Annotated in this window: 18 protein-coding genes; 2 read left to right on the top strand and 16 right to left on the bottom strand. The window is 57.6% G+C overall.

All coding sequences use genetic code 11. From position 1 onward, the window contains the following. Window positions 1-21: 21 nt before the first annotated feature. From tolA to AC1RMX_RS16120, 12 genes are all read right to left on the bottom strand, one after another. On the bottom strand, window positions 22-1,101 hold the full coding sequence (gene tolA / locus AC1RMX_RS16175; protein ID WP_096818292.1) for a cell envelope integrity protein TolA: 1,080 nt from the start codon (window positions 1,099-1,101) through the stop codon (window positions 22-24). Next, window positions 1,101-1,553, bottom strand: coding sequence for a protein TolR (tolR, locus tag AC1RMX_RS16170; protein WP_162803534.1), 453 nt, complete (start codon window positions 1,551-1,553; stop codon window positions 1,101-1,103). The genes tolA and tolR overlap by 1 nt, the downstream gene beginning before the upstream one ends. A 23-nt stretch (window positions 1,554-1,576) precedes the next feature. After that, on the bottom strand, window positions 1,577-2,272 hold the full coding sequence (tolQ, locus tag AC1RMX_RS16165; protein WP_039766018.1) for a protein TolQ: 696 nt from the start codon (window positions 2,270-2,272) through the stop codon (window positions 1,577-1,579). Continuing rightward, window positions 2,262-2,729, bottom strand: coding sequence for a tol-pal system-associated acyl-CoA thioesterase (ybgC, locus tag AC1RMX_RS16160; protein WP_096818294.1), 468 nt, complete (start codon window positions 2,727-2,729; stop codon window positions 2,262-2,264). The genes tolQ and ybgC overlap by 11 nt, the downstream gene beginning before the upstream one ends. Before the next feature lie 127 nt (window positions 2,730-2,856). Next, a complete protein-coding gene (gene ruvB, locus AC1RMX_RS16155; protein ID WP_096818296.1) occupies window positions 2,857-3,918 on the bottom strand; it encodes a Holliday junction branch migration DNA helicase RuvB in 1,062 nt (353 codons plus the stop codon). Further along, window positions 3,919-4,527 carry a Holliday junction branch migration protein RuvA gene (gene ruvA / locus AC1RMX_RS16150; protein WP_007951205.1) on the bottom strand — a complete coding sequence of 203 codons (609 nt, stop codon included), beginning with the start codon at window positions 4,525-4,527 and terminating at the stop codon, window positions 3,919-3,921. Between the two features lie 115 nt (window positions 4,528-4,642). Then, window positions 4,643-5,170: a crossover junction endodeoxyribonuclease RuvC gene (ruvC, locus tag AC1RMX_RS16145; RefSeq protein ID WP_007951206.1), complete on the bottom strand. Its 528-nt coding sequence runs from the start codon at window positions 5,168-5,170 to the stop codon at window positions 4,643-4,645. Between the two features lie 98 nt (window positions 5,171-5,268). Then, window positions 5,269-6,015, bottom strand: coding sequence for a YebC/PmpR family DNA-binding transcriptional regulator (locus AC1RMX_RS16140; RefSeq protein ID WP_085709622.1), 747 nt, complete (start codon window positions 6,013-6,015; stop codon window positions 5,269-5,271). 134 nt (window positions 6,016-6,149) lie between these two features. Next, on the bottom strand, window positions 6,150-7,925 hold the full coding sequence (gene aspS, locus AC1RMX_RS16135; protein WP_096818297.1) for an aspartate--tRNA ligase: 1,776 nt from the start codon (window positions 7,923-7,925) through the stop codon (window positions 6,150-6,152). Between the two features lie 108 nt (window positions 7,926-8,033). Then, a complete protein-coding gene (locus AC1RMX_RS16130; RefSeq protein WP_096818299.1) occupies window positions 8,034-8,255 on the bottom strand; it encodes an FmdB family zinc ribbon protein in 222 nt (73 codons plus the stop codon). Window positions 8,256-8,368: 113 nt separating this feature from the next. Next, window positions 8,369-8,713: a ribbon-helix-helix domain-containing protein gene (locus AC1RMX_RS16125; RefSeq protein WP_102621273.1), complete on the bottom strand. Its 345-nt coding sequence runs from the start codon at window positions 8,711-8,713 to the stop codon at window positions 8,369-8,371. Between the two features lie 241 nt (window positions 8,714-8,954). Beyond that, on the bottom strand, window positions 8,955-9,425 hold the full coding sequence (locus tag AC1RMX_RS16120) for a Dps family protein (protein ID WP_039766007.1): 471 nt from the start codon (window positions 9,423-9,425) through the stop codon (window positions 8,955-8,957). Between the two features lie 309 nt (window positions 9,426-9,734). On the opposite strand from AC1RMX_RS16120, the gene AC1RMX_RS16115 reads away from it, so the two are divergent. Beyond that, window positions 9,735-10,337, top strand: coding sequence for a cold-shock protein (locus tag AC1RMX_RS16115; RefSeq protein ID WP_096818303.1), 603 nt, complete (start codon window positions 9,735-9,737; stop codon window positions 10,335-10,337). A gap of 70 nt (window positions 10,338-10,407) precedes the next feature. Here the strand turns inward: AC1RMX_RS16115 and AC1RMX_RS16110 are convergent, their stop codons facing one another. Together AC1RMX_RS16110 and AC1RMX_RS16105 are read right to left on the bottom strand one after the other, a co-directional pair. Then, window positions 10,408-10,614, bottom strand: a complete 207-nt coding sequence (locus AC1RMX_RS16110; protein WP_096818305.1) for a SlyX family protein — start codon at window positions 10,612-10,614, stop codon at window positions 10,408-10,410. A 2-nt stretch (window positions 10,615-10,616) separates the two neighbouring features. After that, window positions 10,617-11,042 (bottom strand): HIT family protein, encoded by a 426-nt coding sequence (locus tag AC1RMX_RS16105; protein WP_273538305.1) that lies wholly within the window; start codon window positions 11,040-11,042, stop codon window positions 10,617-10,619. A gap of 878 nt (window positions 11,043-11,920) precedes the next feature. Between AC1RMX_RS16105 and AC1RMX_RS16100 the strand changes: the two genes are divergently transcribed. After that, window positions 11,921-13,267 (top strand): OprD family porin, encoded by a 1,347-nt coding sequence (locus tag AC1RMX_RS16100; RefSeq protein ID WP_096818306.1) that lies wholly within the window; start codon window positions 11,921-11,923, stop codon window positions 13,265-13,267. Between the two features lie 121 nt (window positions 13,268-13,388). Here the strand turns inward: AC1RMX_RS16100 and AC1RMX_RS16095 are convergent, their stop codons facing one another. Next, complete coding sequence (locus AC1RMX_RS16095; RefSeq protein ID WP_007951217.1) at window positions 13,389-14,228, bottom strand: mechanosensitive ion channel family protein; 840 nt, start codon at window positions 14,226-14,228, stop codon at window positions 13,389-13,391. Window positions 14,229-14,366: 138 nt separating this feature from the next. Then, on the bottom strand, window positions 14,367-14,852 hold the full coding sequence (locus AC1RMX_RS16090) for a YajQ family cyclic di-GMP-binding protein (protein ID WP_493072526.1): 486 nt from the start codon (window positions 14,850-14,852) through the stop codon (window positions 14,367-14,369). Between the last annotated feature and the right edge of the window lie 81 nt (window positions 14,853-14,933).

Below are 14,933 nucleotides of genomic sequence, written 5' to 3'. Positions count from 1 at the left end.
GCAGTCCTCGAAGAAGGTTTCTCACAAGGCTAGATCCTCAGGTGTGAATGTCATCTTGAATGAACGATAGGGTGCGAAATCCGCTGGCTTCAGACCCTGCATTTCGGTCAATCGACCAATATTTTTTACAGCCGCGACGGCAGAGCTGTCGAACGGCGCGTCACCGCTGGAATGAGCAACCGAAACACCGGAGATCGTTCCGTCAGGGAGCATGTTGATTTGCAGTACCACCTTCATGCCTTTACGGGCCGACGGAGGCTGCGCCCAACCTTCAGATGCTCGCGAACGAATCAGATCATCGAAGTTGCCGGCGGTTTCATCACCCACTTCATCTGCCAAAGCCTGCTGACGCTCGGTCTTGTCGGACAGCAGATCGGCCAGAGCCTGAGCCTTCTTGTCCTCGACCGATTTGCGTGCCGCGTCCTGCGCTTTCTTCTTCGCAGCATCGGCAGCAGCTTTCTTCTTGGCGTCTTCGGCGACTTTCTTCTTCGCCTCTTCAGCTTCGGATTTCTTCTTGGCGTCTTCGGCGGCTTTCTTCTTCGCGTCTTCGACTATTTTCTTCTTGGCTTCTTCAGCGGCCTCTTTCTTGGCCTCTTCTTCAGCAGCCTTCTTGGCCTCTTCTTCGGCTTTCTTCTTGGCTATATCAGCCAATTGTTTCTCTTCTGCCTTCTTGGCGTCGGCGGCTTTCTTCGCGTCTTCGGTTTTCTTGGCTTCGTCAGCCTTCTTCGCCTGTTCCGCTTTCTTCGCCTCGTCGGCCTTCTTGGCTTCCTCGGCCTTTTGAGCCGCTTCTTCTTTCTTTTGTTCCGCAGCCTTCACCGCTTCCTGCTCGACCTTTTTCTGCTCCATCTGCTCGACTTCGGTCTGACGCGCGGCGGATTTCTTCGCCTCACCCGCAATCTTCTGATTGGTCTGGGTGGTCGCCTGACTTTTCGATTTCAGCTGGTACAGGGTCGCCTGGACAATCGGCTTGGCCACCGGCAGCTCAGGCGTCAGGGCAAAACTGACGAACAGCATGCCGAACACCAGCACGTGCAAGCCAATCGCCCAGACACTAGGCCAGAAGTAGCTTTCCGAGGCGGACGGCTCTCGCTGTTGCTGCATCAGGGGGCCTCGGTAATCAAGCCAACATTACCGACCCCGGCTTTCTGCAACCCGCCCATGGCGCCCATGACGGAGCCATAATCGACGGACTTGTCGCCACGGATGAAGACCTGGGTACGCTTGCCGCCTTCAGTGCCGGCGCGAATGATCTTGGTCACCGCATCGGTCATCTGCGGCAGGGTCATGGCCCTGTCCTGTTGCTTTTCAGTATCGACTTCGCTGCCAAGGTTCCAGTAGTAGGTCTTGTCAGCCTTGATCGAAATGGTCAGCACCTGGGTGTTGTTGTCCTGCGGCAAGGCTTCGCTGGAAACCTTGGGCAGATCCACTTTCACGCCCTGATTGAGCATCGGCGCAGTCACCATGAAGATGACCAGCAGCACCAGCATCACGTCGATGTAAGGCACTACGTTCATCTCGGCGACCGGCTTGCGCTTGTGTCGGGCTCGAGTGATTAAAGCCATCGGGAAATACCTGCTTATTCTTCGCTGGTGTGCACTTTGCGGTGCAGGATCGCCTGGAATTCATCGGCGAAGGTGTAGTAGCGGCTCAGCAAGGTTTCGCTGCGGGCAGAGAAACGGTTGTAAGCGATAACGGCCGGGATCGCGGCGAACAGGCCGATCGCGGTGGCGATCAGGGCTTCGGCGATACCTGGAGCCACAGTGGCCAGAGTGGCCTGCTGTGCGCTGGCCAGGCCGCGGAAGGAGTTCATGATCCCCCAGACGGTACCGAACAGACCGATGTACGGGCTGACCGAACCTACGGTGGCGAGGAATGGCAGGCTCTGCTCGAGTTTTTCTTCCTCGCGGGAGATGGCAACACGCATGGCACGGGCCACGCCTTCCATCACCGCTTCAGGATCGACACCCGGCTGCTGGCGCAGGCGCGAGAACTCTTTGAAGCCGGCACGGAAGATCTGCTCGACGCCCGAATCCGGATCCGGGTTGCTGCCGGCCTGACGATAGAGCTTGGACAGGTCGATACCCGACCAGAAGCGCTCCTCGAAGCTCTCCAGGGCACGTCGACCGGCGCGTATCAGATTGCTGCGCTGAAAGATCATGATCCATGAGGTCACCGATGCGGCCACCAGAGTCAACATTACCAACTGCACCACGATGCTGGCATTGCTGACCAGGCTCCACATGGAGGAATGGTCGACGACGTTAGCTTCCACGCTTTATCTCCTGCTTTAAGTGTGTACCCGTGCCGACCGCGTCGGCGAAAGCCGCACGCAAGTCTTCGGGAAGGGCCCGGGGTTTCAAACTGTTAGTGCGCACACAGGCCACCAGAAACTGCCCCTCACAGAGCAGCACATTATCCGTTGCCCGCCTGACCTGCTGTCTGAAGCGCAGGCTGGCACGGTTCAATTCGATTACATCAGCGCTTACCAGCAGCTCGTCGTCCAGTCGCGCCGGCGCGTGGTAACGCGCTTCGCTGGAGTGCACGACGAACAACAGGTCCTCCCCTGCCAGCGCCGACTGGGCAAAGCCCAGCTCCCGGAGCCGCTCGGTTCGAGCCCGTTCCATAAACTTGAGGTAATTAACGTAATACACGATGCCGCCCGCATCGGTGTCCTCGTAATAAACGCGACAACGATGTGCGAACGACTCAAGCCCGTTTTGCGCGCGCATACTCTAGTGCTTACTCCTCGGGTTGCCAATCCAGCCAGGCAACTGTTTTTCATTGTTCGAAGGCTTTACCGCAAAAGTACCGTCCTGAGACAGTACAAACGCTGAATAAATCGACAATAAATGTGTATTAATCGTCCACGGCATCGAGAAACTCGTCTACCACAGGCATCTCGCCCATTCGTGACGGAATGTTTAAACCAAAATGCAGGTATGCGTGCCGGGTCACCACCCTGCCCCGCGGCGTACGCATGATGTAACCCTGCTGAATCAAATATGGCTCCAGCACATCTTCGATGGTGTGGCGTTCTTCGCTGATCGCCGCCGCCAGGCTGTCGATACCGACCGGGCCGCCATCGAACTTCTCGATCATGGTCAACAGCAAACGCCGGTCCTGATGATCGAAGCCGTGCTCGTCGACATCCAGCAGGTTCAGCGCCAGGTCGGCGACGGACTTGGTGATGTGGCCCTTGGCCCGGACTTCGGCGAAATCCCGCACCCGGCGCAACAACCGGTTAGCGATCCGCGGCGTACCCCGAGCACGACGGGCAATCTCGAAGGCACCTTCCGGGTCCAGCGGCAGGCCGAGGATGTTCGCCGAACGGCTGACGATCGTCGCCAGGTCGGCGGTGCTGTAGAACTCAAGACGCTGGACGATACCGAAACGGTCACGCAACGGGTTGGTCAGCATCCCCGCCCGCGTCGTCGCGCCAACGAGGGTGAACGGCGGCAGATCAAGCTTGATCGAACGCGCCGCCGGTCCCTCACCGATCATGATGTCGAGCTGAAAATCTTCCATCGCCGGGTACAACACTTCTTCGACGATTGGCGACAGACGATGGATTTCATCGATGAACAGCACGTCGTGCGGCTCAAGATTGGTCAGCAGCGCCGCCAGATCTCCCGGCCGTTCGAGCACCGGGCCCGAAGTACTTTTGATCGACACGCCCATTTCCTGGGCAATGATGTTAGCCAGCGTGGTCTTGCCCAAACCCGGCGGGCCGAAGATCAAGGTGTGGTCGAGGGATTCACTACGGCCACGGGCGGCCTGGATAAACAGCTCCATCTGCTCGCGAACGGTCGGCTGGCCGATGTATTCGGCCAGGCTGACGGGACGTATCGCCCGATCCTGGACTTCTTCGCGCTCACGCGGACTGTGCGTGGCGGCGATCAGACGATCAGCTTCAATCACTTAAATCATTCCCTTCAGGGCGCGTCGGATCATGTCTTCGCTGCTCAAGCCTTTCTCTTTGATCGCGGAAATCGCCTTGCTTGCTTCCTGCGGCTTGTAGCCCAGGGAAATCAGCGCGCTGACCGCGTCGTTCTCGGCGGTGTTGACCGGCGCCGGGCCGTCCGGCTGGTTCGGCACCAGCGCAAACATGGCCGGCGAGGTTTCCCACGCCTTGAAGCGATCCTTGAGCTCCACCAGCAGACGCTCGGCGGTTTTCTTGCCCACACCCGGCACCTTGGTCAGCGCCGAGGTGTCCTGGGACTGCACGCAACGGATCAGCTCATCGACTTCCAGGCTCGACATCAAGGCCAGGGCCAGTTTCGGCCCCACACCATTGAGACGGATCAACTCGCGAAAAAAGTCTCGCTCACGTTTGCCGGCAAAACCATAGAGTAACTGTGCGTCTTCGCGCACGACCAGATGGGTGTGCAGGGTCAGCGGTTCACCGACCGACGGCAGGCGATACAAGGTGGTCATGGGCACTTCCAGCTCATACCCGAGGCCGTTTACATCCAGAATCAGGTGCGGCGGCTGTTTTTCAGCGAGGGTGCCGCGCAAGCGTCCAATCACGTTTCAGATCCTTGAGCGTTGGCCAGCCGTGGGCTGGCGACAATCAGAACGAAGAAACTCCGGCCGACAACACAGGCGCGCAAGTCCACATTCCGTAAATTTGATGCTGATGCTATCAGAGACGCAGGCGCCCGCCACGACTGCGTGCGGTTCCCAGACCGTGCGGCAGCAGACTGGAGCGAGTGTGCGCATGGCAAATGGCAATGGCCAGGGCGTCCGAGGCATCGATTTGCGGCTTGCTGGTCAGTTTGAGCATGTGCATGACCATCATCTGCACCTGCTCTTTATTGGCGGCGCCGGTGCCGACCACGGCCTGTTTGACCTGGGTGGCCGTGTACTCGGCGATCTCCAGGCTCTCTTCGGCGCCTGCAACGATAGCGGCCCCACGGGCCTGCCCAAGCTTCAGCGCCGAATCGGCGTTTTTCGCCATGAACACTTTTTCGATGCCCATGGTCACCGGGCCATAGGTCTGGATAATCTCGCGTACGCCACGATAGACGATTTGCAGGCGCTCATGCAGCTCACCGGCGCCAGTTCGGATGCAGCCCGAGGCGACATAGATGCAACCGCCGCGTCCGGTATCACGAACAATGCCGTAACCGGTAATGCGCGAACCGGGGTCGATACCAAGAATTAAAGTCATAAGCCTGCAGATTCGAAAAAACACAAAAACAAATGTGGGAGCTGGCTTGCCCGCGATCACACAGGCAAGTCCGCTCCCACATTGAATCCTAGTCGCTCTTAACCGAGCTGAGCAGCCACGTCTTCCGGAATGTCCGCGTTGGAATAGACGTTTTGCACGTCGTCCAGGTCTTCCAGCATGTCGATCAACTTGAGCACCTTCTCCGCCCCTTCCAGATCCAGTTCGGCGCTGGTGGTCGGTTGCATGACGATTTCCGCGTCGTCACCCTTGAAACCGGCCGCTTCCAGCGCGTTTCGCACGGCGTAGAAGCTGGTGAACGAGGTGAACACGTCAATCGAGCCGTCTTCATGAGTGACCACGTCATCGGCGTCGGCTTCCAGCGCCGCTTCCGTCAGCGCGTCTTCGTCGACACCCGGCGCAAAGCTGATCTGGCCCTTGCGCTCGAACAGATACGCCACCGAGCCGTCAGTACCGAGGTTGCCGCCACACTTGCTGAACGCATGACGCACGGCCGCTGCGGTACGGTTGCGGTTGTCGGTCATGCACTCGACCATCACCGCCACGCCACCCGGGCCGTAACCTTCGTAGGTCAGTTCTTCAACGTTGTCCGCCTCGGTCGCACCGGCGCCACGGGCCACCGCACGATCGATGATGTCGCGGCTCATGTTGGCGCCCAGCGCCTTGTCCAGGGCCAGACGCAGACGCGGGTTGGAACCCGGATCGCCACCGCCCTGACGGGCCGCAACGGTCAGTTCACGGATCCACTTGGTGAAGATCTTGCCTCGTTTGGCATCCTGACGTTCTTTGCGGTGCTTGATGTTCGCCCACTTGGAATGACCTGCCATATCTCGCTCCGAATTCTCTTTGAAACGTTGCCCGCCATGCTCGCGCATCGGCCGGCAAACACAAAATTGCGACCTGCTTTCATGGGGTACAGAAAGAAAAAAGGCGCATCCGAAGATGCGCCTTCAGGCCCGTCTTACTCAGCCTTTGGCGTTTCGCGCAAACGAATGTGCAATTCGCGCAATGCCTTGGCATCCACAACACCCGGCGCCTGCGTCATCACGTCGGCAGCACTCTGGGTTTTCGGGAAGGCGATCACTTCACGGATCGACTGGGCGCCGGTCATCAGCATCACCAGACGGTCCAGACCGAAAGCCAGACCACCGTGCGGCGGCGCACCGTATTTCAGGGCGTCGAGCAGGAAGCCGAACTTCTCTTCCTGTTCCGCTTCGTTGATGCCCAACAGGCGGAATACCGCTTGCTGCATCTCTTTACGGTGGATACGGATCGAACCGCCACCCAGCTCGGTGCCGTTCAGCACCATGTCGTAGGCACGGGACAGAGCGCCCGCCGGGTTGGCTTCGAGCTCTTCCGGGGTGCACTTCGGCGCAGTGAACGGGTGATGCAGAGCAGAGAAGCTGCCGTCATCGTTCTCTTCGAACATCGGGAAGTCGACGACCCACATCGGCGCCCACTTGCAGGTCAGCAGGTTCAGGTCGTGACCGAGCTTGATACGCAGCGCGCCCAGGGCTTCGCTGACGATCTTGGCCTTGTCGGCGCCGAAGAACACGATATCGCCATCAACTGCACCGACGCGATCGAGGATCACGTTCAGGTTGGCTTCCGGGATGTTTTTCACGATCGGCGATTGCAGACCTTCAACACCGGCAGCACGCTCGTTGACCTTGATGTACGCCAGGCCCTTGGCACCGTAGATGCCGACGAACTTGGTGTAGTCGTCGATCTGCTTGCGCGGCATGCTCGCGCCGCCTGGAACGCGCAGTGCGGCGATACGGCATTTCGGATCGTTGGCCGGGCCGCTGAACACCTTGAAATCGACTTCTTTCAGTTGATCGGCAACGTCGACCAGTTCCAGCGGGATACGCAGGTCTGGCTTGTCGGAACCGTAACGGCGCATGGCTTCTTCGAAAGTCATGTGCGGGAACTCGCCGAATTCCAGATCCAGCACTTCCTTGAACAGGTTGCGGATCATTTGCTCGGTCAGGCCCATGATCTCTTTTTCATCGAGGAAGCTGGTCTCGATGTCGATCTGGGTGAATTCCGGCTGACGGTCAGCGCGCAGGTCTTCGTCACGGAAGCACTTGGCGATCTGGTAGTAACGGTCGAAGCCGGCGACCATCAGCAGTTGCTTGAACAGCTGTGGCGATTGCGGCAGCGCGAAGAACGAACCGGCGTGGGTACGGCTCGGCACGAGGTAATCGCGCGCGCCTTCCGGCGTTGCACGGGTCAGGATCGGCGTTTCAACGTCGAGGAAGCCGTTTTCGTCCAGGAAGCGACGGATGCTGGTGGTCATGCGCGAACGCAGACGTAGCTTCTCGGCCATTTCCGGACGACGCAGATCGAGGAAGCGATAGCGCAGGCGGGTTTCTTCGCCAACGTCGGAGAACTCGTTCAGCGGGAACGGCGGGGTTTCCGACTCGTTCAGCACTTCCAGTTCGTAGCCCAGGACTTCGATCATGCCCGACGCCATGTTGGCGTTGGTGGCACCGGCCGGACGCAGACGCACCTTGCCGGTGATCTTCACAACGTATTCGCTGCGCACACGGTCGGCGGCGGCGAAGCTCTCGGCGCGATCCGGGTCGAACACCACCTGGGCCAGACCATCACGATCACGGATATCGAGGAAAATCACCCCGCCGTGGTCGCGGCGACGGTGAACCCATCCGCAAAGGGTAATTTCCTGGCCTTCCAGGCTTTCGTTCAGTTGGCCGCAATAATGGCTGCGCATCATGGTAGTGGTTTCGCTTCTCGTAATTCGAAATTCGGTGGAGATCCATCGCACTCAAGCTATGTGCGACCGGTGGATACTCGCGCGTGTCGTTCGACCTGGGTCTGAACCCTAGTCAGATTTGTCGCCACCGGCCAGATTCTTCTTCGCGCCGGTCTTGAAATCGGTTTCGTACCAACCGCTGCCGCTGAGGCGAAAGCCTGGCATGGACAGCTGTTTCTTGAGCTCTGGTGCCTGACAGGCAGGGCAATCGATCAGCGGTGCATCACTGATCTTTTGAATGGCTTCCAACTGATGACCACAGGAAGCACATTGGTAATCGTACATCGGCATGGCGTTGTCTCGGCGATCAGATTGCCAACTCCCGCAGGGCGGTGTGGCGAAAGAGCGGGATTATATCCATTAAATGCGGCCTGTGCAGCCGGAAGACTGCACAGGCCGCCCAGTCATTGACAACCCCCGGTGGTCACCGGGGCATCGCGCAAGCCATGTACGACACACACCACCCGTACCAGACCGCTGAAGTTCTTCACGCCACCATGACGCAAGTGCACTTCGCGATCGACACGGGATAACAACGTGCCGACCGAACAGCAATTCTCCTCGGCCATGCGACCCAGAATATTCCAGTAGACCTGTTCCAGCCGCATGCAGGTCGCAAACCCGTTCAAACGCACCGACCGGGCCAATGGCCGGATCAATGCCATGTCGAATTCGTCAAGAAACGGCGCCGCGGCTCGGTCCTGCTGTGAGCCGATGGCGATTTCACTTCGCCTGTCTCCACCTTCCATATCGTTGACACTCCTTTGCCATCGCTGCTTGTTTTCAAGGCAACATCCTGTGACCTCATTAAAAGCGCAGGGGCAAAGGTATATCCAGACGACTTTTTGACCGTCGACGTAGGATAAGCCAACACAACAGGGAGGATCATGGACCAGCGAAGTGCTTACTTCGCTTCCTACAATAGCGAACGCTTTTTCCCGGCCAAAACGGGCGCACGACCCACAAACGGTGTCCGTGCGCCTCGGGCGATCAGGCTTCGAGCAGTGCCCTGAGCATCCACGCGGTTTTCTCATGGACTTGCATGCGCTGAGTCAGAAGATCAGCCGTCGGCTCATCACTGACTTTATCCAGCAGCGGGAAAATCCCCCGTGCCGTGCGGGTGACCGCTTCCTGGCCTTCGACCAGTTGTTTGATCATGTCTTCCGCACTCGGCACGCCCACTTCTTCTTTAATAGAGGAAAGACGCGCGTAAGTCGCATAGGCGCCCGGCGCAGGGAAACCCAGGGCGCGGATGCGCTCGGCGATCGAGTCCACGGCCAGGGCCAGTTCGTTGTATTGCTCTTCGAACATCAGGTGCAGGGTCCGGAACATCGGCCCGGTGACGTTCCAGTGGAAGTTGTGGGTTTTCAGATACAGCACATAGGTGTCCGACAGCAGACGCGAAAGCCCTTCGACGATGGATTTGCGGTCTTCTTCACTGATACCGATATCGATTGCCATGCTTACCCCCTAACGGCGATTGAATTCATCCAGCAGGTGTCGGTTCACTGTAGCAAGGCCTCCCTCCCATGGCAGCCCCCGTATCGACCCGATAGAGGCGACAAATCGCCCCACGCCCTGCCGCTGGCCGGCGTTATTTGAGTAGCTGCAGGCTTTACTGTTAAATAGGCAGTGTGTCGCTACGCCCTGTTTTCCGGGTGTTGCGCATAGGCTGATGCCGGGCACGTGTCCAACGCCTCTTATTGTTCCGAAGCGAACCGTGCGCCTTCAGCTCTTCCTTGTGAGCCGTCATAACGTGAGTCATTAAAAATGTTGAAAATCGTCCACCTGCTAATGGGCGCAGCAGCCTTGCTGCTGTCCTTCATACCTAGCTTGAGATCCGAAGCCGTACCTTACCTGCAACAGCCCGATGCACTTTACCTGGCCTTTTTCGGCCTGCTGAACCTGGTTCTCGCTCCAGTGATCCCGTACTGGAACAAAGGCCCGCGCCAGCATCTGCAAAATCTGGTCAGCGCATTGCTGGTACTGACCGTCGTCCTGCAAACCCTGACCCTGATCGCGCCGATGCCTGTCATCGCCGGCCAGCCAGCTGTGCTGTTCAGCCTGGTCATTGCTCTGGTTGCCGTGGCCGTGCACCTGGCCGTCAGCTTCTATAAATCCTCACCGGCCGCCGCCGCGCAAAGCTACGACATGAGCAACCGCGATACCGGCACCGTCAAGTGGTTCAACACCTCCAAAGGCTTCGGCTTTATCTCCCGGGATTCCGGCGATGATATTTTCGTGCACTTTCGCGCCATCCGTGGCGAAGGCCACCGCGTTCTGGTCGAAGGCCAGCGCGTGGAGTTCTCGGTGATGAACCGTGACAAAGGCCTGCAAGCCGAAGACGTGATCGCCGCCCTGCCGCGTCGCTGATCTGAAACGAAAAAACCGCGAACAGCCTGGCTGTTCGCGGTTTTTTATTGCCCAAATAAAATGCAGAAACTCAGTAGTGCGGCGGCGGTGCGTCTTCTTCGAAGGACCCGAACTGGCCGACCATTTCTTCCTGACGCTTGAGCAGCGCGGCCATCTGCAATTGCAGACGCTCCACGACTCTCTGTTGCGCCACCAGCACGTCGTTCAACGCCTGAATGGTGTCGTCCTGAAACGCCAGACGGCTTTCCAGATCGTTGACGCGTTCTTCCAGGCTCATGATCAAACCTCCAGAAACTTGAAATCGTCGTCCAGCACCAGGCGCAGGCGCTCGCGGATCGCGGCTACCTGCTCGGCGCTGTAAGGTTTGGCGGGGTGCTTGCCCCAGACCGGCGCCGGCCATGCGGCATCATCACGTTTGCGCACGATCACATGCATGTGCAGCTGGCTGACAACGTTACCCAAGGTGGCAACGTTCATCTTGTCGGCATCGAACGAGTCCTTGAGTACTTCAGCCAGGGCCGTGGTCTCCTGCCACAGACGCTGCTGGTCGGCGACATCCAATTGAAACAACTCGCTGATATCGTCGCGACGAGGTACCAGGATGAACCAGGGGTAGTTGGCGTCGTTGGACAGCAGCAGCCGGCAGAGCGGGAAGTCGCCGATGATCAGCGTGTCCTGTTGAAGTCGTGAATCTAAAGCAAACACTGGGTGTACTCCCGGCTGATCGACAATATTCAGCTTAGTGGGCCAGCCCGGTGGAGGGCGCACTAAACGACAGGACGGCAGCATACCTTCGAATGCCCTGCCCTTCACGATGAAGCGGCGCCCCGACATGGAACATTTCTGGCGATCGCGCACCAGCACGAGACCCACCGAGCCAGGCAACACGCCGGAATGACCGCGACTCACTACCGCGTTCAGGGTCATGACAGGGTGCAAGTGTTTGAATTCAGTACAGCCAGAAAAAATATTTGCACCAAAACCGTACAGTGCGTCTACGCTCAATGGCTCGGGCATCCGCCAAATACTCACTGACAGGGTGAACCGGTAACGTTTTTGGTTGTCATGCGCAAAAACGCGCGAGGCAACACCAAGCGAGCAAGCGCGTCAACCCTCATCAAAAAGGGGCGCGCGAGCCCGTATTTACAAGGTTTTTACAGCAGCGAGCGGGGCCATGGAAAAATAACCGCATCAATTTTGCGGTTTGTGCACGCTTGTTGCATTCGTACTCATATGAGCTATGAGCACGCCACGGGAAGTGGTTGCTCAAAGCCCGAAAAAAACAGTGGCAGGGTTGCCCGATGGAGATTCAAGTGTTTTGCCAGGGACTCTTTTTTACCGATGCAAAAAGGCCCAGAAACAGCGATAAAGTTGTCAGTCCGGCTGCATTGGTACTGTGAATTTGCGACATCAACCAAGCCATTTGCGACAGCGTCGTAAAGAACATGAAAGGTTGTATGCGCAAGTATCGCCAACATTGTCGGCGTGATATAAGTTTGCGCCGACACAAAAAGAAAGAGCCGCCCAGATAATAAAACAGGTGGGACGGCAGTACTCTTCTAAAACCAAAGGAGCAAATCACGATGCGCGTGATGAAGTGGAGCATGATCGCACTGGCCGTTACAGCAGCCAGTACTCAGTTGGCTACGGCCGCACCGTTTGTTAGTGACCAGTCTGAAGCCAAAGGCTTTGTTGAAGACGCCAAACTGACCGAAACGTTGAAGAACTACTACTTCAACCGTGACAACAAGAACGGCGGCCACGACCAGAAAGACTGGACCCAGGGTTTCCTCGGCAACTTCACTTCCGGTTACACCCAAGGCACCGTAGGCGTCGGTATCGATGCATTCGGTTACCTGGCGGTCAAACTGGACGGCGGTGACGGTACTTCCGGTACCGGTAACATGAGCCGCAGCAATACTGTCAAAGCCAACGGTTATGCCCATGACGTTGATGAGAGCCAAGGCAAAGCCGGCGCAGCCATCAAATTCCGCATCTCCAAAACCGAGCTGAAAATCGGCGACCAGCAGCCAAGCACTGCTCCAGTGTTCGCTGTCGGTGGTTCCCGCGTTCTGCCGCAAACTGCCAGTGGCTTCCAGCTGCAGAGCAGTGAAATCAAAGACCTCGATCTCGAAGCCGGTCACTTCTACTCGGCTACCAGCCAGGACAAAAACGCTCGTGAAGGCGGCCTTTACGCCACCTACGCAGGCGTAGAAGCCAAAAACATCGACTACTTCGGTGGTAAATACGGCATCACTGACAACCTGACTGCATCCCTGTACGGCGCCAAGCTGGAAGACATCTGGAACCAGTACTACGCGAACGTGAACCTCACCACTCCATTCGGTGGTGACACTTCGTTGAACACTGACTTCAACATCTACCGCACCACCGACACCGGTAGCGCCAAAGCGGGCGAAATCAGCAACACCGCCTTCTCGCTGGCAACCGCGCTGTCGTTCCTGAAAGCGCACACCTTCACCCTGGCCTTCCAGAAGGTCAACGGCGACACCCCGTTCGACTACATCGGCGTGGGCAAGAACAACCGTGGTGGCGACTCGATCTTCCTCGCCAACTCCATCCAGTACTCCGACTTTAACGGTGCAGGCGAGAAATCCCTGCAAGCCCGTTACGACCTGAAAATGGCCGAGTATGGCGTTCCTGGTCTGAGCTTCATGGTTCGTTACGTTAAAGGCTGGGATATCGACGGTACCCACACTCCAGCGGGTAGCTCTTACGCCGGTCTCTACGGTGAAGATGGCAAGCACCACGAAACCAACTTTGAAGCCAAATATGTGGTTCAAAGCGGTCCGGCAAAAGACCTGTCCTTCCGTATTCGCCAGGCTTGGCACGTTGCCAACTCTGACGAGAAAGAAGGCGACGTGAAAGAGTTCCGTCTGATCACCGAGTACCCACTGAACATCTTGTAATCGTCAGTGGTTAGTTTGGTAGCATAAAAAAAGGCCCATCTTCGGATGGGCCTTTTTTGTTATCTGTCACTTGTAATAAATGCCTGACCAACAAGTCAGGCAATTAATTAGCAACCTATCATTACACCGCCGATTCCTGAACCACACGAATCACACGCTGTGGAAACGGAATATCGATGCCGGCAGTCTTTAAACGATCACGGGATTGTTCGTTAAACATGAACATCACATCCCAATAATCTGCAGTTTTAACCCAGACCCGCAGGGAAACAGTGATCGAACTATCGCCCAAGGTAGAAATGACAGCCTGCGGCGCCGGATCCTGCAGAACGCGATCATCCTTGGCCAGATCCAGCAGCACCTGACGGGCCTTTTGCAGATCGGCTTCGTAATCGACACCCACATCAAACACAACCTTGCGGGTTGGCTGACGGTTGGTGTTGGTAATGATGCCATTCGACAGATTGCCGTTCGGCACGATGATGGTCTTGTTGTCGCCGGTACGCAGCACGGTGTGGAAAATCTGGATGCTGTCGACAGTACCCGCCACGCCTTGCGCTTCGATCCAGTCACCGATACGGAACGGACGGAACAGCAGAATCAGCACGCCACCGGCGAAGTTCGCCAGGCTGCCCTGCAATGCCAGGCCGATGGCCAGGCCGGCCGCACCGATCGCCGCCACAAACGAAGTGGTCTCGACGCCGATCATCGATGCCACGCTGACGATCAACAGCACCTTGAGAATGATGTTGGCCAGGCTGCTGATGAAACCTTGCAAAGCCAGGTCGGCATTGCGCAGAGCCAGCAGGCCACCGAGTTTTTGCGTGACCTTGTTGATCAGCCACCAGCCGATCGCCAGGGTAATCACCGCCAACAGCACACGACTGCCGTATTCCATGATCATCGGAATCCACGCCTGGGACGCCTTGACCAGGTTGTCTACCTCAGCATTCAAATCCATCTTTTATCTCCTGATTGCCGGCTTCCCGGGCTGAAAAAATCAGCGGCAGAACGACCGGCCCTGTGGGGGCTCAATCGTTTCTGCCGCTGCTTGGGCCTCGGACGCTGAAAACGCCGAGAGGTTCCCGACTCGGATGGCTCAGTCGCGGAAGTTGTTGAATTGCAGTGGCATGCCGAATTCCTTGGCGCGCAGGGCAGCGATGGCTTCCTGCAGGTCGTCACGCTTCTTGCCGGTCACACGCACCTGCTCGCCCTGAATGGCGGCCTGCACCTTGAGTTTGGCGTCCTTGATGTGGCCGACGATCTTCTTCGCCAGTTCCTTGTCGATGCCTTCCTTCAGCACGGCGTCCTGCTTCATCAGTTTGCCCGATGCGAAGGAGTCTTTGACTTCGAGGCACTGTACGTCGATCTTGCGCTTGACCAGGGCCAGCTTGAGGATCTCGATCATCGCTTCCAGCTGGAAATCGGCTTCAGCGGTCAGGTGGACGGTCAGGTCCTTTTCCTTGAATTCGAAGCTGCCCTTGCCTTTCAGGTCATAACGACGATCGAGTTCCTTCACGGCGTTCTCGACCGCGTTGGTGAGTTCGTGTTTGTCCAGTTCGGATACCACGTCGAACGACGGCATGTAATCTCTCCAATAAAAAGGCGCGCTCGTTCAGGACGCGGCGCGCTTGGCTTGCGGTTAAAATCGGGCTCATTATAACGG

It is taken from the genome of Pseudomonas sp. GW822-FHT03F04, from assembly GCF_058801405.1.
The sequence above is the reverse complement of the archived record's forward strand: the minus strand, read 5'-3'. Positions and strand labels throughout refer to the sequence as shown.

Excerpts from the sequence above, each read along its gene's own strand:
- AC1RMX_RS16110 (WP_096818305.1), bottom strand. The coding sequence starts at position 10,614 with ATGAGCCTGGAAGAACGCGTCAACGATCTGGAAAGCCGTCTGGCGTTT.
- AC1RMX_RS16100 (WP_096818306.1), top strand. The coding sequence starts at position 11,921 with ATGCGCGTGATGAAGTGGAGCATGATCGCACTGGCCGTTACAGCAGCC.
- AC1RMX_RS16140 (WP_085709622.1), bottom strand. The coding sequence starts at position 6,015 with ATGGCAGGTCATTCCAAGTGGGCGAACATCAAGCACCGCAAAGAACGT.
- aspS (WP_096818297.1), bottom strand. The coding sequence starts at position 7,925 with ATGATGCGCAGCCATTATTGCGGCCAACTGAACGAAAGCCTGGAAGGC.
- ruvC (WP_007951206.1), bottom strand. The coding sequence starts at position 5,170 with ATGACTTTAATTCTTGGTATCGACCCCGGTTCGCGCATTACCGGTTAC.
- AC1RMX_RS16125 (WP_102621273.1), bottom strand. The coding sequence starts at position 8,713 with ATGGAAGGTGGAGACAGGCGAAGTGAAATCGCCATCGGCTCACAGCAG.
- AC1RMX_RS16115 (WP_096818303.1), top strand. The coding sequence starts at position 9,735 with ATGTTGAAAATCGTCCACCTGCTAATGGGCGCAGCAGCCTTGCTGCTG.
- tolA (WP_096818292.1), bottom strand. The coding sequence starts at position 1,101 with ATGCAGCAACAGCGAGAGCCGTCCGCCTCGGAAAGCTACTTCTGGCCT.
- AC1RMX_RS16130 (WP_096818299.1), bottom strand. The coding sequence starts at position 8,255 with ATGCCGATGTACGATTACCAATGTGCTTCCTGTGGTCATCAGTTGGAA.
- ybgC (WP_096818294.1), bottom strand. The coding sequence starts at position 2,729 with ATGCGCGCGCAAAACGGGCTTGAGTCGTTCGCACATCGTTGTCGCGTT.
- AC1RMX_RS16095 (WP_007951217.1), bottom strand. The coding sequence starts at position 14,228 with ATGGATTTGAATGCTGAGGTAGACAACCTGGTCAAGGCGTCCCAGGCG.
- AC1RMX_RS16120 (WP_039766007.1), bottom strand. The coding sequence starts at position 9,425 with ATGGCAATCGATATCGGTATCAGTGAAGAAGACCGCAAATCCATCGTC.
- AC1RMX_RS16090 (WP_493072526.1), bottom strand. The coding sequence starts at position 14,852 with ATGCCGTCGTTCGACGTGGTATCCGAACTGGACAAACACGAACTCACC.